Source organism: Pseudacidovorax sp. NFM-22 (assembly GCF_021401245.1).
Lineage (GTDB): Bacteria > Pseudomonadota > Gammaproteobacteria > Burkholderiales > Burkholderiaceae_C > Xenophilus.
In genome coordinates this window covers 206,311-225,103 of the sequence record NZ_JACBFY010000003.1, presented here as the reverse complement: position 1 = coordinate 225,103, position 18,793 = coordinate 206,311, and the positions used below count along the sequence as shown (strand labels likewise).

Below are 18,793 nucleotides of genomic sequence, written 5' to 3'. Positions count from 1 at the left end.
TTGGCGCATCAGCCAAGCAAGATGCAGGCGCTGAGAGAGCACCTCATACTTCCGTTTGCGAGCGTAGCCGGGCGATAAACCGCTCTAGCGGCGGCGACAAATCGTCGTCGCTTAGGCGCAGCAAGTAGGTTGTGATGATGGCCGAATCCACTGCCAAAGGTCGGGCGACGACATCTGAACGCTGACTGGTGGCAATTCTCGCGGCCGTGGTGAAGCCTATGCCATAGCCGGCGCCTACCAAGGTGAGCATCATGTCCAGAGAGGATGCGTGCTCGACAATGTTCGGCTCTCGCTCCAGTGGTCGCAGAAGGCGAGTCAGTTCACGGCAGTACCCTTCGCACACTTGAGGGTCGCAAAAGATCAGGGGATGATCTCCAAGCTTGTGAAGCGGAATCGCCTTGTGGGCAAGCAACTCGTGGCGGGCAGGCACCGCAATCATCAACGGGTCTTGCCAGATTGGTTCGGTGACAATGCCTTCTCCCACATCGGCCGTGTGCGCGAACCCTATCGTGAAATTACCGGATCGTAGGCCACGCAACTGTTCAGCCAGGGGAACCTCGGAGAGTCGTATTTCAATCTCGGGTTCTTCTTCACGGCAACGGGCGAGGAACGAAGACAGTCGCCGATCGACCGAACCATCAGATATGGCGATGCGCAGGCACCCTTTCAGACCGGCTGCGACAGCCTTGGCGTTTTCCGAAGCCTGCTCCAAAACGGTGAACAGCCTGCGCACGTCGAGCAAGAAAGCCGAGCCGGCAGGCGTCAACTGTGTTCCACGCCGATCTCGGTCGAAGAGGATCACGCCCATCTCGTCTTCAAGCTCCTTGATGGCCCGTGAAAGCGGGGGTTGCTCGATATGTAGTCGTTCAGCGGCGCGGGTGAAATGTAACTCCTCGGCTAAGGCCAGAAAGCACTTAAGGTGTCGCAGCTCCATGTAGGCATCGCTCCCAGATCGTATGTAAAGTCATAAAAAATCCCGCGGCGGTACCCCCCGCAATAGCGTTGCAGCCAGTAGTAGAATTTTCTCATTGAGGAGTTCTCCAGCATGAAGAAGTCAAGATCCACAGACAGCCAGATCATCGAAGTTACCAATCGCGTGGAAACTGGCCTTGCGCAGCCTGAACTGTGTTGCAAGTTGGGCATCAGCTCGGCAACCTTCTACAAGTCGCGTTCCCAGTACGGAGGCATGGACGTGTCGCCGATGGTGCGAAGAAGGAGGGGGCCAAGACCGCGCGGCGGCACTAGATGTACGTCGAGGTGAGGCTCAAGGCTGAGATCGTGACGGAGGCGCTCGAAAAAGTGGTGAGGCCATGTCGCCGCCGTGAGATGGCCCGATGTGCCGTGCAAGATCTCGGCGTATCGATCCGGCTAGCCTGCGAAGCGTTTAAGGTCAGCCAAGCCTGCTATCGGTACGTCGGGCTCCAAACGCAGTTATCGGGTTACGGCTGATGCTCTCGGGCGCTGGGCGTACCACTGCCACCTCCTGTACGACATGGAGATGGGCATGTTCCGCGAAGTAAGACGGACGCCGAGAACGAAGATATCGACAACTGGCTGCTGCGCCGGGAGTGTCGGAATCTTAGTGTTTAGGGCCAATGAAGCCCATCCGGCAGGACTTGCATTGCTTTAAAGTGGGTGGGGGCGGACGCCCCCCCTTTGGGTCAGTTTTCAGTGAAAGACAACAACGCACTTGCCAGACGCGACTTCCTTGCAGAGGAGCGTCGTTATAGCGGTCTGCCCCTGCGGTTTACCGTCGAGTTCGACATCCATCTTCACCGCCGCGTCCATCGACTCATTGCGATAGATCTACACAGCCGCTTGTCCTTTGGCGCGGCAAACGTCTTGGCTACTGCGTCCTGATTGGCGTCGCCCATACTGTGACGGTGGCGCAGGGGTGCAGGCCAACGAGATTGATGACAACGGCGGCAACGATCAACGTTTTTTCAAAAACCGCTCCAATTGTTTTATCCGCGGAAAATCCGCGGCGGCCAGTGTAGGAGGTACGTGGCGTGAAGTTGTGCCGTCGACCATGCGGAACATTACATTTCATATTGATTGATTAATCGAAAGAATCTCTTTCATTTCAACGATTGGCTTTGCTCCAGATCAATCACGGCACGCATTTCCTCCCTTTGAAAACAACCACTTAAACACATCCCCTAGGGTATTCCCGGTTATGGGCCGGTCTGGCACACAACTTGCTATGATCAGCCATTGAGCGGACTGAGACGCGGCTAGCAAATCAGCGTGTTATCCCTCGCCCACAACAAGACACCGGAGACAACCCGTCATGGAAACCTTCTACGAGGTCATGCGCCGCAAAGGCATTTCGCGCCGCAGCTTTCTCAAATACTGCTCGCTCACGGCCACCTCGCTGGGCCTGGCGCCGTCTTTCGTGTCGCAGATCGCGCACGCCATGGAGAACAAGCCCCGCACGCCAGTGCTGTGGTTGCACGGTCTGGAGTGCACCTGCTGCACCGAGAGCTTCATCCGCAGCGCGCACCCGCTGGCCAAAGACGTGGTGCTGTCCATGATCTCGCTGGACTACGACGACACCCTCATGGCCGCCGCCGGCCACCAGGCCGAGGCGATCCTTGAAGAGATCATGACGAAATACAAAGGCCAATACATCCTCGCCGTGGAAGGCAACCCACCGTTGAACGAAGATGGCATGTTTTGCATCCAATCGGGCAAACCCTTCGTCGAAAAGCTCAAGCATGTGGCGAAAGACGCCAAGGCCATCATCGCCTGGGGCTCGTGCGCGTCGTGGGGATGTGTGCAGGCGGCCAAGCCGAACCCGACGCAGGCCACGCCGATCCACAAGGTGATCACCGACAAACCCATCATCAAGGTGCCGGGCTGCCCGCCCATCCCCGAAGTGATGACGGGCGTGATTACCTACATGCTCACCTTCGACCGCGTGCCCGAGCTGGACCGCCAGGGCCGCCCCAAGATGTTCTACAGCCAGCGCATCCACGACAAGTGTTACCGCCGGCCGCACTTCGACGCCGGACAGTTTGTCGAAGCCTGGGACGACGAGTCTGCGCGCAAAGGCTACTGCCTCTACAAGGTCGGCTGCAAAGGTCCGACCACCTACAATGCCTGCTCCACCGTGCAGTGGAACGAGGGAACGAGCTTCCCGATCAAGGCTGGCCATGGTTGCATTGGGTGCTCCGAAGACGGCTTCTGGGACAAGGGCTCGTTCTACGACCGCCTGACCGACATCCACGCCTTCGGCATCGAGGCCAATGCCGACCAGATCGGTGGTACCGCCGCCGGCGTGGTGGGGGCGGCCGTGGCGGCGCACGCCGCCATCTCGGTGGCCAAGCGCGCCCGCGACAACGCGCGCAACCCCAATGCTGGCGAGAAGACACCCGCCAACCACTGACACGACCGAGGAACAAGAACATGGGTGCTTACGAAACTCAAGGCTTTCGCATGGACAACACCGGCCGGCGCATCGTCGTCGACCCGGTGACGCGCATCGAGGGCCACATGCGCTGCGAGGTCAACCTCGACAGCAACAACGTGATCCGCAATGCCGTCTCCACCGGCACCATGTGGCGTGGCCTGGAGGTGATCCTCAAAGGCCGCGACCCGCGCGACGCCTGGGCCTTCGTGGAGCGCATCTGTGGCGTCTGCACGGGTTGCCACGCGCTCGCTTCGGTGCGCGCGGTGGAGGATGCGCTGGGCATCCGCATTCCGCTCAATGCCCATTTGATCCGCGAGATGATGGCCAAGACGCTGCAGGTGCACGACCACGCGGTGCACTTCTACCACCTGCACGCGCTCGACTGGGTGGACGTGGTCTCGGCGCTGAACGCCGACTCCAAGAAGACCAGCGAGCTGCAGCAGATGGTCTCGCCCTCGCACCCGTTGTCTTCGCCAGGCTACTTCCGCGACGTGCAGATCCGCCTGAAGCGTTTTGTTGAAAGCGGTCAGTTGGGACCGTTTGCCAATGGCTACTGGGGCTCCAAAGCCTATGTGCTGCCGCCTGAGGCGAACCTGATGGCTGTCACCCACTATCTGGAAGCGCTCGACCTGCAAAAGGAGTGGGTCAAGGTGCACACCATCTTTGGTGGCAAGAACCCTCACCCCAATTACCTGGTAGGCGGTGTGCCCTGCGCGATCAACATCGACGGCGACGGTGCGGCCGGTGCGCCGATCAACATGGAGCGCCTGAACTTCGTTCAGGCCCGCATCCAGGAAATGATTGACTTCAACAACAACGTATACGTGCCGGACGTGCTTGCCATCGGCACCATCTACAAAGAGGCCGGGTGGCTCTATGGCGGTGGCCTGTCGGCCACCAACGTGGCCGACTATGGCTCCTACGAGAAAGTGCCATACGACCACAGCACGAATCAGCTGCCCGGTGGCGTGATCCTGGATGGAGACTGGAACAAGATCCTGGAGATCGATCCACGAGATCCCGAGCAGGTGCAGGAGTTCGTGACGCACAGCTGGTATAAGTACGACGACGAGAACAAAGGCCTGCACCCCTGGGACGGCGTGACCGAGGCCAATTACACGCCCGAGGGCCCGAACTTCAAGGGCACGCGCACCAAGATCGAGAACCTCGACGAGTTGGCCAAGTACTCGTGGATCAAATCGCCGCGCTGGCGTGGCCACGCTGTGGAGGTGGGCCCGCTCTCGCGCTACATCCTGGGTTATGCGCACGCCACGCAGGGCAACAAGTTCTGCCAGCGCGTGAAGCAGCAGGTGGACGCGGCCGCGGCGGCGATCAACAGCACGATTCCGAAAGCGCTGGGCATGCCCGAGACGAAGTACAGCGCCAAGCAGCTGCTGCCCACCACCATTGGCCGAACGCTTGCGCGCGCGCTGGAGAGCCAGTACGCCGCCGAACTGATGATGGACGATTTTAAGCAGCTCGTCGGCAACATCAAGGCCGGCGACACCAGCACGGCCAACATCGAGAAGTGGGACCCAAGGACCTGGCCGAAGGAGGCCAAGGGCGTGGGCACGGTAGCCGCGCCGCGCGGCATGCTGGGCCATTGGATCCGCATCAAGGACGGCAAGATCGAGAACTACCAGTGCGTGGTGCCCACCACCTGGAACGGCTCGCCACGCGACCACAAGGGCCAGATCGGCGCCTTCGAGGCCTCGCTGATGAACACGCCCATGGTCAACCCCGAGCAACCGCTGGAGATCCTGCGCACGCTGCACAGCTTCGACCCCTGCCTAGCCTGCTCGACCCACGTGATGAGCGAGGAAGGCCGCGAGATGGCGCGCGTGGCCGTGCGCTGATCCACTCCACAAACGAGAAAAAACGAGAATCCCCCGATGAACCACACGATACAACGTCGCGCCCGCCGCTTCGCCGCCCTGGCCCTGCTGGGTGGCCTGGCCACCGCCGCCCACGCACACCCCGGCCATGGCACCAGCAGCCTGATGGAAGGCCTGGTCCACCCCTTCGGTCCTGACCACCTGCTGGCCATGGTGGCCGTGGGCATCTGGTCCGTCTCGGTCCTGCCGTCCCACAAGGCCTGGCAGGGGCCGGCCACCTTCATGTTCGCTCTGGTCTTCAGCGCCACGCTGGGCATGCTCGGCGTGACCGTGCCCTACCTGGAGCACGGCGTCTCCCTCTCAGTCATGCTGTTCGGCGCCATGCTCTTGGTGGCGCGCCGCTCCATGCCCCCGGACATCGGCCTGGGCCTGATCGTCGCGGCAGCCTCGCTGCACGGCCTGGCCCACGGCTCCGAAACGCCCGAATCGGGCTTCGCGGGCTACGCCGTCGGCTTCCTGCTCACCACCGCCGTGCTGCACGTCGGCGGCGTCTGCATCGGCCTGGCCATACGGCGCTGGCTGGCCGGGCGCTGCGGCATCGCCCTGGGCGGCCTGGGCGCCGCGCTCGGGGTGGCCGGGGTCTATCTGTTCGGCCAGCTGGCCGCCTGAACCCGTGCCCGAGCGCACCGCAAAGGAGCAAAGCATGTCCACCCTGTCCACGCAAGAACTGGCGCAGCATCGCCTGGCCGACGTCACCGGCGTCGACGACAGCGCCGTGCAGCACGGCCAAGTCACCAAGTCGGTCTACGTGTACGAGGCGCCGGTGCGCGTCTGGCACTGGATCAACGTGGGGGCCATCCTCGTGCTGTGCCTCACCGGCTATTTCATTGGCAGGCCACTGCCGACGATGCCCGGCGAGGCCAGCGCCCACTACCTAATGGGCTACATCCGCTTCGCGCACTTCGCGGCCGGTTACATCATGGCGGTCGGCCTGCTGGGCCGCGCCTACTGGGCGCTGGTGGGCAACCACCACTCGCGCGAGCTATTCTGGGTGCCGGTGTTCCAGAAGGCCTACTGGCGCGAGGTGCTGATCATGCTGCGCTGGTACGCCTTCCTGTCGGATCGGCCAGGCCGCTACGTGGGCCACAACCCGCTGGCGCGCTTCGCCATGTTCGCGGGATACCTGATGATCTCGCTGTTCATGATCATCACCGGCTTCGCGCTGTACGGCGAGGGCTCTCAGATGGGCTCGTGGCAGGAGCGTCTGTTCGGCTGGGTGATCCCGCTGTTCGGCCAGAGCCAGGACGTGCACACCTGGCACCGCATGGGCATGTGGGCGATGGTAATCTTCATCACTCTGCACGTATACGCCGCGATCCGCGAAGACATCATGGGCCGCCAAAGCATCGTGTCCACGATGATTTCTGGCCACCGCACGTTCAAAGAGTGAGCATGCGCCGCGCAACCGCCCTCAAGCTCGCCCCGGCCCTGCCGCCGGTGGGCGTGCCGCTGCGCGTACCCACGCATCCGGGGCGGTTGCTGGCGCGCACCTGCCTACAGCCGCTCTCGCTCAACCAGAGCGAGGCCGCGCGGTTGTTGGGCCTCTCGCGCTGCCGGCTGCACGAGCTGGTGCACGGCCAGCGCGCGATGTCGCCCGACACCGCGATCCGCTGCGCGCGCGTGTTCCACGTGGACGCGGGCTTCTGGCTCGCGCAGCAAGCCGCCTGGGACAGCTCCCACGCCTGGAAGCGCTTGCGCGCGGCCGCCTCCTTTCCCCACTAATTGCCTGGAGTTCCCGCATGTGTCCCACTTCGCCCAAAACCGCCTGTCACCCCAGCGGTGACCCCCCACCTTCCTCCATCTGCGTGCTCGGCATCGGCAACCTGCTGTGGGCCGACGAGGGCTTCGGCGTGCGCTGCGTCGAAGCCCTCCAGCAGCGCCATCAGTTCGCGCCGCACGTGTCGTTGGTGGATGGGGGCACGCAGGGCCTCTATTTGATCCAGCACGTGCAGGAGGCCGACCGCCTGCTGATCTTCGACGCGATCGACTACGGCCTGGCCCCCGGCACGCTGAAGCTGGTGCGCGACGACGAGGTGCCGCGTTTTCTTGGCGCGAAAAAGATGAGCCTGCACCAGACCGGTTTCCAGGAAGTGCTCTCGCTCGCGCAGCTCACCGGCCAGTACCCAGCGCAAGTGCTGCTGATCGGCTGTCAGCCGCAGGAGCTCGAGGACTACGGCGGCAGCCTGCGCCCGGTAGTGAAGGCCGCGATGGACGAGGCCCTGGCGCTGGCCGTGGCCGAGATCGCGCGCTGGGGCGGCCAACCTACACCGCGCCGCGAACCCCTGAGCGGTCGCGAGACGGTGACCATGGACGAGCTCGCGCTCGCCGCCTACGAGACCCAGCGCCCTGCGCCCGACGCGGCCTGCCGCCAGGGCGATGAGCGCTTCTTTCGGCAGGGCGCCTGACATGTGCATCGGCATGCCCATGCAGGTCACCGCCGTCGAGCCCGGCCATGCGCTGTGCGAAGGGCGCGGCGAGCGCCGCCGCGTCACCACCGCGCTGGTGGGCGAAGTGGCGCCCGGCGACTGGCTGCTGGTGTTTCTGGGCGACGCGCGCGAGCGCATCGACGCCGAGCGCGCCAGCGAGGTCAACGCTGCGCTCGATCTCGTGCTGGACGCCATGCAGGGCCAGGGCGCCGACGGCGAGGCAGGCTTCGAGCTGCCCTCGCGCATGAGTGCCGAGCAATTGCGCCAGCTCGCCCACGGTTGAATGCTTCAGGAGACATTTCATGACCACCACCGACACACCCTTGCGTCCGCTGGCCGTCACCCCGCCCAGTACCGACCCCGCCGCGCCGCTGGTGATGCGCCTGGTGCGCGACTTCGGCGCCGCGCTCGTGGACGAAACCAGCGTGGCCGACTGGGCCGCGCAGCCCGGCGACCGCGTGCTGCTGCTGGCCGGCGACGCTGTGCGTTTTCCAGAGGGCCAGGACGTGGCCGCCGTGCTGCCCGAGCTGATGAAGGTGTTCCCTGGCCGCTTCGCGGTGGCCGCCGTGCCGCGCGAGAGCGAGGACGCGGTGGCGCGCCGCTACGGCTCGCAGCGCTGGCCTTCGCTGTTGTTCTTCCGCGGCGGCCAATACGTCACCGCCATCGCCGGCATGCAGGACTGGGACGCGTACCTGCAAGGCGTGGACGCCGCGCTGCGCATGCCGCCTTCGCGCCCCCCCACCGTCGGCATTCCGGTCGTGAGCAAGACGGTTGCTTCTTCCGGCGCAACCGGTGGCTGCCACTGAACCCCTCAAGGACTCACCCGATGAAAAACTTCCCCATTCCGCTCGTGGCCCTGGGTCCGGGCACGCAACCCGGAGACGAGTCGCTCGACTACCTGCCCTTGCCCAAGGACATGAGCACCTATCGCCCGCCGGTGCTGCCCGAGCCCGAAGATCTGGTGGGCCTGGACCAGGCGCGCCACGCGCTGCAGCAGGTGCTGGCCCTGCTCGAGTGCGGTGCCGAGGGTGGTGCCCCGGGCATGGTGCCGCTGGGCGCGCTGGCGCCGCGCGATTTCCGCGTCCTCAACCAGGTGCTGGGCGAGGGCGAGTCCAGTGCGATCGTGCAGCTGGGCGCGGACAACCTCGAGGTGCGCGTGCAGGAGTCGGTGTTCGCCGGTGTGTGGCGCCTCATGACTTGGCGTCATGAAGAAGGCCGCGACGCCGTGCTGGTGGACGACTCGATCGAGGTCGGCCCGGTGCCTTCGCTGTTCGCCGCCACCGCCGCCGATGACGTGTGGGCCACCTGGCCTGTGTGGAACGGCCCGCTGCCGCCTAACGTGCAGAACGCGCCGCTGCTGGTGGACGAGATCCGCGACCAGGTGGTGCGCTGGCAGCCTGGCCAAGTCTCGCACGTGGTCAACCTCACGCTGCTGCCCGTCACGCCCGAAGACATCGGCTTCCTGGACCACCAGCTCGGCACCGGCCGCGTGCTCATGCTCTCGCGCGGGTATGGCAACTGCCGCATCTCCAACACGCGCTTGCCGAACTGCTGGCGCGTGGTGTACTACAACTCCATGGACAAGGTGATCCTCAACACGGTGGAGGTGGTGGACATGCCCGAGGTGGCGATGGCCGCGCCCGAAGACCTGAGCGATTCGCACGAGCGCCTGCGCGAAGTGATGGCCTGGCTGCCTGGCTGGAGGCGACATGAGCAGTGAACACTTCGAGGGTTTCGAAGGTTCCTACCTCGGCAAACGCGAGGTGCTGCGGCCAGACTCGCGCCTGGAATGCAAGATCTGCTGGTGGGTCTACGACCCCGCCGTGGGGGACCCGCAGTGGCAGATCCCCGCCGGCACGCCCTTCGCCGACCTGCCCTCGCACTGGCGCTGCCCGAATTGCGATTGCGAGCCCGATCAGTTCCTTCTGCTGCCATGAAGCCTCTTCTGGAACCCCGCGTGCAGGCCCTGGTCGCTTACTTCGAGCGCGTGCAAGCCGAGCGCATGCAGGGCATTCCGCTGCTCAACGCCGCGCTGCGCGTGGAGGCCATTGGTTTTGAATGGAGCACCACCGAGGGCGATGATCCGGTGGCCGAAGGCGTGCTCATCACGCCCTGGTTCATGAGCCTGGTGCGCCTGCCCGCGTTGGCCCTGCCGCACCACGGTCGGGTGGGCCGCAGCTTTGTGCGCGATTTCGGCAGCGAGCGTTTCGACTTCATCGGCGCGCACGACCCGGCCATCGGCTACCACGAGACCTGCGCGCTGTTCTCACCCATGGGCGAGTTCGCCACGCAGGCCCTGGCGCGCGAGACCGCGCGCCAGGGCCTGGCGCTCACCCGGCCCGCGCCGCAAGGGACCCCGCCACCAGTGCCCTCCCGCCGCGCCTTCTTTCTAGGAGGCCGTGCGTGACGAACCCCGTCTCCCTCGCAAGCCTGCCCCAGCTGGCGGGTGCGCTGCGCTTCACGCCGGGCGCGCCGCCGCCGCACAACCTGCAGAGCACGCGCCAGGACTGGGCCGCGCGCATGGGCCACGGCGTGCCGGCGGCGCGGCTGCCCGGGCTCATGGCCAGCTTGTTCAACCTGTGCAGCCACGCTCACCGCCTGTGCAGCCAGCTCGCCATCGGTGCGGCCGCACCTGGCCTGCAGCCGCCGCCCGATGCCGTGGCCGAGCGCCTGCGCCGCGAGACGGCGGCGGAGCACATCCGCCGCATCGGCCTGGACTGGCCGCGCCTGCTCGCGCCGGGTGATGCGCCCGTGGCGGCGCAGGCCGCCACCGCGCTGCGCAGTTGCCCCTGGCCCGCGCAGAACGACACCGACCCCTGGCCCGCGCTGCGCGACTGGCTGCAACACGCGCTGCTGCACAGGCCCGCCGCCGACTGGCTCGCGGCCTGGCAGGCCGGCGGCACCGAATGGCTCGACACCTGGGGCCAGCGCCACGGGCAGTGGTTGCCCCTGCTGCTGCGCCGCGCCCACAGCGCCGACGCCTTCGCCCCACTCACGACCGACACCGCGCTGCGCCCGCACGGCCACCCGCCCAGCCTTTGCACGCTGGGCGCCACGCTCGCGCACAAGCCCGCGTTCGCGCTGCGCCCGCTGTGGCACGGCGCCTGCGCCCACACCGGCCCCTGGAGCCGCCTCGGTGCCGTGGCCGACGGCGTGCCGCTCACGCCCTGGGCGCTGCTGGGCACGCGCATCGTCGAGTTGGCGCGCCTCGCGCTCGACAGCGATGACGCCTGCCTGGACTGGGGCGCCGTGGCCCCCGGCCCCCGGCGCGGCCTGGCCTGGATGGAGATGGCGCGCGGCCTGCTGGTGCACCAGGTCGAGGTCGACCCAGGGACGCAGCGCGTGCTGGCCTGCCGCGTGGTGGCACCCACCGAGTGGAACTTCCACCCGCAAGGCGAGGTGGCGCAGCGCCTGGCGCTGCTTGACCCCGAAATGCCCGAGTGGGAGATCACCCGGCGCGTAAACCTGCTGGTAGCCGCGTTCGACCCCTGTGTGCCCTTCACCATCGAACGCCTGGGCTCCCCCGCGCGCCCGGCGCTGCAGGAGGCCAGCCATGCATGAAGCCAGCCTGGCCGGTGGCGTGCTCCAGCTGGTGGAAGACACGGCCGCGCGCGAAGGCTTTCAGCGCCTGCTTGCGCTGCGGCTCGAGGCTGGCCAGCTCGCGGGCGTGGACGTGCGCGCGCTGCGCTTCGCGCTGGAGGCGCTCGCCCCGGGCACGCTGCTGGACGGCGCGGCGATCCAGATCGAGGAACCCCTGGGCCAGGCCTGGTGCCTGGGCTGCTCGCAGACCGTGGCCCTGGCGCAGCGCGGCGACGCCTGCCCGGCCTGCGGCTGCTTCCATTTGCAACCGACCGGCGGCGCTGAATTGCGCGTGCTGGACATGCAAGTGGCCGATGATTGAAACCCCACGAGAACAGGAGGCCGACCATGTGTGTCGTATGTGGATGCAGTGACCACCCCGCCACGCCCGAGGCCGTGCAGGTGAACTCCGCCAGCGGCGACCTGCACTTCGGTGCCGGTGCGGCGCGCGTTTCGGTGCCCGGCATGAGCCAGGCGCGCGCCATCAAGCTGGAGACCGACATCCTCGGCGCCAACAACCGCGTGGCCGCGCACAACCGCGCGCACTTCCAGGCCCACGGCGTGACCGCGCTCAACCTGGTCTCCAGCCCGGGCTCGGGCAAGACCACGCTGCTGTGCGCCACCATCGAAGCGCTCAAGGCGCACGCGCCCGGCCTGCACGTGGCGGTGATCGAGGGCGACCAGCAGACCAGCTTTGACGCCGACCGCATCCGCGCCACGGGCGCGCCCGCGATCCAGGTCAACACCGGCAAGGGCTGCCACCTCGACGCGCCCATGGTGGCCGAGGCTTTTGCGCGGCTGCACTCGCACGATGGCCACGATCACGACCATGGGCACGACCACCATCATCAAGGTGACCACGGCACGCACAGCCTACTCTTCATCGAGAACGTGGGCAACCTGGTGTGCCCCGCCGTGTGGGACCTGGGCGAGGCCGCGAAGGTGGCCATCCTCTCGGTGACCGAGGGCGAAGACAAGCCACTGAAGTACCCCGACATGTTCGCCGCCGCCTCGCTGATGGTGCTCAACAAGATCGACCTGCTGCCGCACGTGCGCTTCGACGTGGCGCGCTGCATCGAGCTTGCGCGGCGGGTGAACCCGGGCATCGAGGTGATCCAGCTCTCGGCCACCACTGGCGAGGGCATGGACGCCTGGCTGCACTGGCTGGACCACCGCATCGGCCACGATCACTACCACCCGCACGGCGAACCCAACGCCGAGGCCGCCTTGCGCGAGCGCGTGCGCCAACTCGAAGCCGAGCTCGCGCAAGCACGGGAAGCCCTGGGCAGCGCCACCGCGCACTGAAACCGACATGGCCCCCCTCCCGCCCAACGTGCTGGCCTGCGGTGCCTGGCTGAAAAACGCCGCGTGCCTGCTTGATGCACAGGGCCGGGCTCACTGGTCGGCGGTGCATGGCGACCTGAGCGACCCGGCCGCCTGCGCCGCGCTCGAAGCCTCGGCCCGCGCGCTGTTGCAGCAACATGGGCCGGTGCGGGCGGTGGCGCACGACCTGCATCCCGATTTCTTCAGCAGCCGCCTGGCCATGGACATCGCCGAAACGCTGGGCGTGCCCGCCATCGGCGTGCAGCACCACCACGCGCACATCGCTGCAGTGGTCGCCGAGCACGGCCTTGACGGCCCGGTGATCGGCCTCGCGCTCGATGGCGTGGGCCTGGGCGATGACGGCGCGGCCTGGGGCGGCGAACTGTTGCTCGTGGACGGCGCGCGGTTCCGGCGCCTGGGCCACCTGCACCCGCTGGCCCTGCCCGGTGGCGACCGCGCCGCGCGAGAACCCTGGCGGATGGCCGCCAGCGCCCTACACGCGCTGGACCGGGGCGCTCAAACCGTGCCGCGCTTTGCGCCGGTGGTGGGCGAGGCCACGGCGCGCGGCGTGCAGCAGATGCTGGAACGCGGCCTGAACTGCCCACCCACCAGCAGCGCCGGGCGCTGGTTCGACGCCGCCGCCGCCGCGCTGGGCCTGAGCGTGCGCCAAACCGAAGAGGCCGAGGCCGCCATCGCGCTCGAAGCGGCCGCCAGCCGATGGCTGGCGCAACAGCCGGCGCAAGAGCCCTTGCCCGCCACCCAGGCCGAGGTGCTCACCGACACCTTGGCCGATGGGCAGCACCGGCTTGATGTGCGCGGCCTGTTCGCCGCGCTGCTCAGTGTGGACCCCGATCGCGTGGACGCGGCGGCGGCGGGTTTTCACCTTGCGCTGGCCGATGCGCTTGCGCACTGGGCCACGCAGGCCGCGCGCGACCACGGCACGGACTATGTGTGCCTGGGCGGCGGCTGCTTCTTCAACCGTGTATTGCGCGAACGCGTGACCGAGAGCCTGCAAGGCGCCGGCCTGCGCGTGCACCTGCCCCGCACGAAGGGTTGTGGCGACGCGGGCCTGGCGCTCGGCCAGGCCTGGGTGGCCGCGCGACAGATCGAGACCATGGCCTCTGAAAACATCCCCCACGAAAAGGAAACCAAACCATGTGCCTAGCCATCCCCGCGCGGCTGGTGGAGCTGCGGCCCGACGACCAGGCCGTGGTCGACCTCGGCGGCATCCGCAAGGAGATCTCCATTGCTCTGGTGGCCGACGTGAAGGTCGGCGACTACGTGATCGTGCACGTGGGCCACGCCATCGGCACCATCGACCCCGAAGAGGCGGAGCGCACGTTGGCGCTGTTCGCCGAGATGGCGGCCATGAATGTGGGGGCGGACGTGCTTCCATGAAATACATCGACGAATTCCGCGACGGCGACATCGCCAAACAGATCGGAGCGCGCATCGCGGCCGAGGCCGACCCGGCACGCACCTACAGCTTCATGGAGTTCTGCGGTGGCCACACGCACGCCATTTCGCGCTACGGCGTGAGCGAACTGCTGCCGGCCAATGTGCGCATGATCCACGGCCCGGGCTGTCCGGTTTGCGTACTGCCGATCGGCCGCGTCGACATGGCGATCAAGCTGGCGCTTGAACACGACGTGATCGTCTGCACCTATGGCGACACGATGCGCGTGCCGGCCTCCGACAGCCTGTCGCTGACCAAAGCGAAGGCGCGTGGCGGCGACGTCCGCATGGTGTATTCGGCGGCCGACGCGCTGACCGTCGCCCGCGACAACCCGGAGCGTCAGGTGGTGTTCTTCGCCATCGGCTTCGAAACGACGACGCCGCCGACCGCGCTCGCCATCCTGCGCGCGCAGCGCGAGGGGCTGAAGAATTTCAGCGTGCTGTGCTGCCACGTGCTAACCCCGTCGGCCATCACCCACATCCTGGAATCACCGGAAGTACGTCAGTACGGCACGGTGCCGATCGATGGCTTCATCGGTCCGGCGCACGTGAGCATCGTCATCGGCGCCGCGCCCTACGAGCATTTCGCCGAGGAATACCGCAAGCCGGTCGTGATCGCCGGCTTCGAGCCGCTGGACGTGATGCAGGCCATCCTGATGCTGGTGCGTCAGGTGAATGAGGGCCGCGCTCACGTCGAGAACGAATTCACCCGCGCGGTCGACCGTGACGGCAACCTCGCCGCGCAGCAGAAGGTGTCGGAGGTGTTCGAGCTGCGGCCAAGCTTCGAATGGCGCGGCCTGGGCGAAGTGCCGTACAGCGCGCTGAAGATACGGCCGGCCTTCGCCGAGTTCGACGCCGAGCGCCGCTTCGATGTCGGCTACCGGCCGGTGGCCGACAACAAGGCCTGCGAGTGCGGCGCGATTCTGCGCGGCGTCAAGAAGCCGACCGACTGCAAGATTTTCGGCACCGTGTGCACGCCGGAAAACCCGGTCGGCTCCTGCATGGTGTCGAGCGAGGGGGCGTGCGCGGCGCATTACGCGTACGGCCGATTCAAGGACATTCCGGTGGTGACAGCATGAACGCGAGAGACGACAGCAAGGGCGGCACCGTGCGCGCCGGCTATGTCCGGCCGCTGGACATCCGCAACGGCCGCATCGACATGGGCCACGGCGCCGGCGGTCGCGCCGCCGCGCAACTGATCGAGGAAATCTTCCTCGCCGCCTTCGACAATCCCTTCCTGCGCCAGGGCAACGACGGCGCGTCGGTCGCCATTCCGCAGGGCAGCCGCCTGGTGATGGCGACCGACGCGCACGTCATTTCGCCGCTGTTCTTCCCCGGCGGCGACATCGGTGCGCTCAGCGTGCACGGCACGGTGAACGACGTGGCGATGATGGGTGCGACGCCGCTCTACTTGTCCGCCAGTTTCATCCTAGAAGAGGGCTTTCCGCTGGCCGACCTGAAGCGCATCGTGCAGTCGATGGCGGCGGCGGCGCGCGAAGCCGGCGTCGCGGTGGTCACCGGCGACACCAAGGTGGTGGAGCAGGGCAAGGGGGACGGCGTGTTCATCAGCACCACCGGTGTCGGCGTCGTACCGCACGGTATCGACGTGTCGGGCGCGAACGCGCGGCCGGGCGACGTCATCCTGCTGTCGGGCACCGTGGGCGATCACGGCGTGGCGGTGCTGTCGCAGCGCGAATCGCTGGAGTTCGAAACGACCATCGTGTCGGACACCGCGGCGCTGAACGGCCTGGTCGCCGACATGCTCGTCGCCTGTCCGGCGATCCGCACGCTGCGTGACCCGACCCGCGGCGGGCTGGCCACCACGCTGAACGAAATCGCCCGCCAGTCTGCTGTCGGCATGCTGCTCGACGAGGCAGCGATTCCGGTCAAGCCCCAAGTCGATGCGGCCTGCGAACTGCTGGGGCTGGACCCGCTGTACGTGGCCAACGAAGGCAAACTGGTCGCGGTGTGTGCGCCCGAGGCGGCCGAGGCCGTGCTCGCCGCCATGCGCGCGCACCCGCTGGGCGCCGAGGCCGCGCGCATCGGCGAGGTCACCACCGACCCGCACCACTTCGTGCAGATGGCCACGCGCTTCGGTGGCCGGCGCGTGGTGGACTGGCTCAGCGGCGAACAGCTGCCACGGATATGTTGACCCCCCTGCGTCGCCTTCGGTGCCTCCCCCGAGGGGGCGACACCTGGGGCCGGCGGAGCCGGACCCTCGGTGTCTCTGCAAGAAGGCATTTCGCTCAGACAGAGGCCTCTGATGTCGTCGCCCATTTTTAGAAAAACCGCCCGAGGCCGTGCCGAGATCAAGCAGCGCTCGGACCGCGTCCCGGCAGCCATGCGCTCGGTGTTGATCATGGTCAATGGCAGCGACAGCCTCGCCATGCTGGCCGCGCGCGGCGTGCCCCAGCTGCGAGACCATTTGGAGGCCCTGCTCACGCTGGGCCTGATCGAGCTCGTGCCGGTTCCGTCCGAACAACCCGTCTCTCTGGACATGCTCGCGGCGTTCTGCCGTCAAGCGCATACACGGCTGACGCCCTACTTCAGCCCCGACACCGCCAGCGTGGTGCGGCCTTTGCGCGACGCACGCACGGTGGCCGCGTTCAACGCGGCGCTGGACGACATCCAGGCGCGCCTGGCCACTTACCTGGGCCGCAAGCTCGCCGCGAACGCACTGCAAGGGCTTCGGCCACCGCCATGAGCACCACCCCGGTCCCCGGTCTGCGCATCCTGCTGCTGTGCCACAGCTTCAACAGCCTCACGCAACGGCTGTTCGCCGAGTTGCGCGCGCGCGGCCACCGGGTGAGCGTGGAGCTGGACATCAACGACCAAGTCACCGAAGAGGCCGTGGCGCTGTTCCGGCCTGACTTCGTCCTGGCGCCCTTCCAGAAGCGGCGCATCCCGGAGTCGGTGTGGCGCGCCCTGCCCTGTTTCGTCGTGCATCCGGGGCCGCCGGGCGACCGCGGTCCAGCCGCGCTCGACTGGGCCATCGTCGATGGGCAGCGCGAATGGGGCGTCACCGTGCTGCAGGCGGATGGCGATTTCGACGCCGGCCCGGTATGGGGGGCCGCCACCTTCCCGCTGCGTGCGGCGTCGAAGGGCGCGATCTACCGGCGCGAGGTGACCGAGGCGGCCGTCGCGGCGACGCTGCAGGCGCTCGCCCGCTTCACTGCCGGCGACGCGCCGCAGAAAAGTGCGCCCGCCGCCGACGGTTGGCGCGGTGTGCTGCCGCAGTCGCGTCGCGCCATCGACTGGTCGCGCGACGACAGCACAACGGTGCTGGCGAAGATACGCGCGTCCGACGGCCAGCCCGGCGTGGTCGATGCACTGTTCGGCCAGCCCTGCCGGCTGTTCGACGCGCACCCGGCGACGCTGGAGGCGCTGGCCGGTTTCGGTGGCGCGCCGGGCGATGTGCTGGCGCAGCGCGACGGCGCGCTGCTGCGCCGGACCGTCGATGGCGGTGTCTGGATAGGGCGCGTGTCGGTCGCGCTCGGCGATGCCGCGTCGCCGATCAAGCTGCCGGCGACGCAGGCCTTTGCGGCGGAGGCGGCGGCGCTGCCCGAGCGCGCCGCGCCGCTCACGCGGGCGGCTGATGAGTGGGGCGAGCTGCGCTACACCGAGCACGGCGAGCAGGGCGCCCGCGTCGGCGTGCTGAGTTTCGACTTCTACAATGGCGCGATGTCCACCGCGCAATGCCAGCGCCTGCGCGACGCGCTGGTCGAGGTGAAGCGGCGCGACACGCAGCTGCTGCTGATTGCCGGTGGCGACGGTTTCTTCAGCAATGGCATCGATCTCAACTGCATCGAGGCGGCGGCGCATCGCGACGGCGGCAGTGCGGCTGACGAATCGTGGCGCAACATCAACGCGATGAACGACGTCGTGCTGGAAATCATCACCACCACCGACAGCCTCACTGTGTCGCTGCTGCGCGGCAACGCCGGTGCCGGCGGCGCCTTCCTCGCGCTGGCGGCGGACGAGGTGTGGGCGCAGCGCGGCGTCATGCTGAACCCGCACTACAAGAACATGGGCAATCTGTACGGCTCCGAGTACTGGACCTATCTGGCGCCGCGCCGGCTTGGCGCCGACGGCGCGCGTGCGCTGATGCAGAGCCGGCTGCCGCTGTCCGCACCCGAGGCATTGCGCATCGGCTTCGTCGACCGCTGCCTCGACGTGCCGGCCGGCGATGCCCTCGATGCGGCGGTGCAGGAAGCCCGGCTGCTGGCCGCGTCGTACAATCTGCGCGATCGCGTCATGCGCAAGCAGATCGAGCGCGCGGCCCACGAAGCCGAACGACCGCTCGCCGATTACCGCAAGGAAGAACTGTCCCGCATGCACCGCAATTTCTACGGTTTCGACCCCAGCTACCACGTCGCGCGCCACCACTTCGTGCACAAGCTGCCGCATGCCTGGACGCCGCGTCATCTGGCCGTGCACCGCGAGGTTGCTGCGCGATGAACGCCCGCCTGCGCGTGCCCACCGTGCTGGTGGTCGATGACGAGGTGCGCTCGCAGGACGCGATGCGCCGCACGCTGGAAGAGGACTTCACCGTACTCACCGCCAGCGGCGCCGACGAGGCGCGCGGCCTGCTGCAGCGCCAGCTGATGAGCGTGATCCTGTGCGACCAGCGCATGCTACAATTTCCCGCAGAGGCTGTCGGCCAAACAGGCCACCCGCGAGCGCGACAAACACCGTCCCCCGCT

The 18,793-nt window shown here is 67.2% G+C and carries 22 protein-coding genes and 3 pseudogenes; 24 read left to right on the top strand and 1 reads right to left on the bottom strand.

Going from position 1 to position 18,793, the window contains the following annotated elements; translation table 11 throughout:
• Window positions 1-43: 43 nt before the first annotated feature.
• A complete protein-coding gene (locus L0984_RS11950) occupies window positions 44-934 on the bottom strand; it encodes a LysR family transcriptional regulator (RefSeq protein WP_129243172.1) in 891 nt (296 codons plus the stop codon).
• Between the two features lie 111 nt (window positions 935-1,045).
• On the opposite strand from L0984_RS11950, the gene L0984_RS29980 reads away from it, so the two are divergent.
• From L0984_RS29980 to L0984_RS11840, 24 genes and pseudogenes are all read left to right on the top strand, one after another.
• Window positions 1,046-1,261: a transposase gene (locus tag L0984_RS29980; protein ID WP_129243174.1), complete on the top strand. Its 216-nt coding sequence runs from the start codon at window positions 1,046-1,048 to the stop codon at window positions 1,259-1,261.
• A 17-nt stretch (window positions 1,262-1,278) separates the two neighbouring features.
• Window positions 1,279-1,413: pseudogene (locus L0984_RS29975) on the top strand (IS3 family transposase); the annotation flags it as partial.
• A gap of 4 nt (window positions 1,414-1,417) precedes the next feature.
• Window positions 1,418-1,522, top strand: a pseudogene (locus L0984_RS11945) (multicopper oxidase domain-containing protein); the annotation flags it as partial.
• 768 nt (window positions 1,523-2,290) lie between these two features.
• Window positions 2,291-3,388: a hydrogenase small subunit gene (locus L0984_RS11940; protein WP_129243176.1), complete on the top strand. Its 1,098-nt coding sequence runs from the start codon at window positions 2,291-2,293 to the stop codon at window positions 3,386-3,388.
• A gap of 20 nt (window positions 3,389-3,408) precedes the next feature.
• Window positions 3,409-5,268, top strand: a complete 1,860-nt coding sequence (locus L0984_RS11935; RefSeq protein ID WP_129243178.1) for a nickel-dependent hydrogenase large subunit — start codon at window positions 3,409-3,411, stop codon at window positions 5,266-5,268.
• A 36-nt stretch (window positions 5,269-5,304) separates the two neighbouring features.
• Entirely contained in the window at window positions 5,305-5,916 is a 612-nt protein-coding gene (locus tag L0984_RS11930; protein WP_129243180.1) for a HupE/UreJ family protein, read from the top strand.
• A gap of 34 nt (window positions 5,917-5,950) precedes the next feature.
• Window positions 5,951-6,697 carry a Ni/Fe-hydrogenase, b-type cytochrome subunit gene (cybH, locus tag L0984_RS11925; RefSeq protein ID WP_129243182.1) on the top strand — a complete coding sequence of 249 codons (747 nt, stop codon included), beginning with the start codon at window positions 5,951-5,953 and terminating at the stop codon, window positions 6,695-6,697.
• Between the two features lie 2 nt (window positions 6,698-6,699).
• The gene (locus L0984_RS11920) at window positions 6,700-7,029 is read left to right on the top strand and encodes a HigA family addiction module antitoxin (RefSeq protein WP_208742419.1); all 330 of its coding nucleotides are present in this window, start codon (window positions 6,700-6,702) and stop codon (window positions 7,027-7,029) included.
• 17 nt (window positions 7,030-7,046) lie between these two features.
• Window positions 7,047-7,712, top strand: a complete 666-nt coding sequence (locus L0984_RS11915; protein ID WP_129243184.1) for a HyaD/HybD family hydrogenase maturation endopeptidase — start codon at window positions 7,047-7,049, stop codon at window positions 7,710-7,712.
• A 1-nt stretch (window position 7,713) separates the two neighbouring features.
• Window positions 7,714-8,016, top strand: a complete 303-nt coding sequence (locus L0984_RS11910; protein ID WP_129243185.1) for a HypC/HybG/HupF family hydrogenase formation chaperone — start codon at window positions 7,714-7,716, stop codon at window positions 8,014-8,016.
• Window positions 8,017-8,035: 19 nt separating this feature from the next.
• Window positions 8,036-8,539 carry a hydrogenase gene (locus L0984_RS11905; protein ID WP_129243187.1) on the top strand — a complete coding sequence of 168 codons (504 nt, stop codon included), beginning with the start codon at window positions 8,036-8,038 and terminating at the stop codon, window positions 8,537-8,539.
• Between the two features lie 20 nt (window positions 8,540-8,559).
• Window positions 8,560-9,453, top strand: coding sequence for a hydrogenase expression/formation protein (locus L0984_RS11900; RefSeq protein ID WP_129243189.1), 894 nt, complete (start codon window positions 8,560-8,562; stop codon window positions 9,451-9,453).
• Window positions 9,443-9,670, top strand: coding sequence for a rubredoxin (locus L0984_RS11895; protein WP_129243191.1), 228 nt, complete (start codon window positions 9,443-9,445; stop codon window positions 9,668-9,670). The genes L0984_RS11900 and L0984_RS11895 overlap by 11 nt, the downstream gene beginning before the upstream one ends.
• Complete coding sequence (hybE, locus tag L0984_RS11890; RefSeq protein ID WP_129243193.1) at window positions 9,667-10,140, top strand: [NiFe]-hydrogenase assembly chaperone HybE; 474 nt, start codon at window positions 9,667-9,669, stop codon at window positions 10,138-10,140. The genes L0984_RS11895 and hybE overlap by 4 nt, the downstream gene beginning before the upstream one ends.
• Window positions 10,137-11,294, top strand: coding sequence for a hydrogenase formation protein (locus L0984_RS11885; protein WP_129243196.1), 1,158 nt, complete (start codon window positions 10,137-10,139; stop codon window positions 11,292-11,294). The genes hybE and L0984_RS11885 overlap by 4 nt, the downstream gene beginning before the upstream one ends.
• Window positions 11,287-11,634, top strand: coding sequence for a hydrogenase maturation nickel metallochaperone HypA/HybF (locus tag L0984_RS11880; protein ID WP_129243198.1), 348 nt, complete (start codon window positions 11,287-11,289; stop codon window positions 11,632-11,634). The genes L0984_RS11885 and L0984_RS11880 overlap by 8 nt, the downstream gene beginning before the upstream one ends.
• A 26-nt stretch (window positions 11,635-11,660) precedes the next feature.
• Window positions 11,661-12,617 (top strand): hydrogenase nickel incorporation protein HypB, encoded by a 957-nt coding sequence (gene hypB, locus L0984_RS11875; RefSeq protein WP_129243200.1) that lies wholly within the window; start codon window positions 11,661-11,663, stop codon window positions 12,615-12,617.
• A 7-nt stretch (window positions 12,618-12,624) separates the two neighbouring features.
• Window positions 12,625-13,800, top strand: a complete 1,176-nt coding sequence (locus L0984_RS11870; RefSeq protein WP_129243202.1) for a Kae1-like domain-containing protein — start codon at window positions 12,625-12,627, stop codon at window positions 13,798-13,800.
• On the top strand, window positions 13,791-14,033 hold the full coding sequence (locus L0984_RS11865; protein ID WP_129243204.1) for a HypC/HybG/HupF family hydrogenase formation chaperone: 243 nt from the start codon (window positions 13,791-13,793) through the stop codon (window positions 14,031-14,033). Before L0984_RS11870 ends, L0984_RS11865 begins: the two co-directional genes overlap by 10 nt.
• A complete protein-coding gene (gene hypD / locus L0984_RS11860; protein WP_129243206.1) occupies window positions 14,030-15,169 on the top strand; it encodes a hydrogenase formation protein HypD in 1,140 nt (379 codons plus the stop codon). Before L0984_RS11865 ends, hypD begins: the two co-directional genes overlap by 4 nt.
• A gap of 80 nt (window positions 15,170-15,249) precedes the next feature.
• On the top strand, window positions 15,250-16,242 hold the full coding sequence (gene hypE, locus L0984_RS11855; RefSeq protein ID WP_370645988.1) for a hydrogenase expression/formation protein HypE: 993 nt from the start codon (window positions 15,250-15,252) through the stop codon (window positions 16,240-16,242).
• Window positions 16,243-16,353: 111 nt separating this feature from the next.
• Complete coding sequence (locus L0984_RS11850; protein WP_129243211.1) at window positions 16,354-16,794, top strand: hypothetical protein; 441 nt, start codon at window positions 16,354-16,356, stop codon at window positions 16,792-16,794.
• Window positions 16,791-18,548 (top strand): enoyl-CoA hydratase-related protein, encoded by a 1,758-nt coding sequence (locus L0984_RS11845; RefSeq protein ID WP_129243212.1) that lies wholly within the window; start codon window positions 16,791-16,793, stop codon window positions 18,546-18,548. The genes L0984_RS11850 and L0984_RS11845 overlap by 4 nt, the downstream gene beginning before the upstream one ends.
• Window positions 18,545-18,724: pseudogene (locus L0984_RS11840) on the top strand (sigma-54-dependent Fis family transcriptional regulator); the annotation flags it as partial. The gene L0984_RS11845 and the pseudogene L0984_RS11840, both read left to right, overlap by 4 nt.
• Window positions 18,725-18,793: the final 69 nt, after the last annotated feature.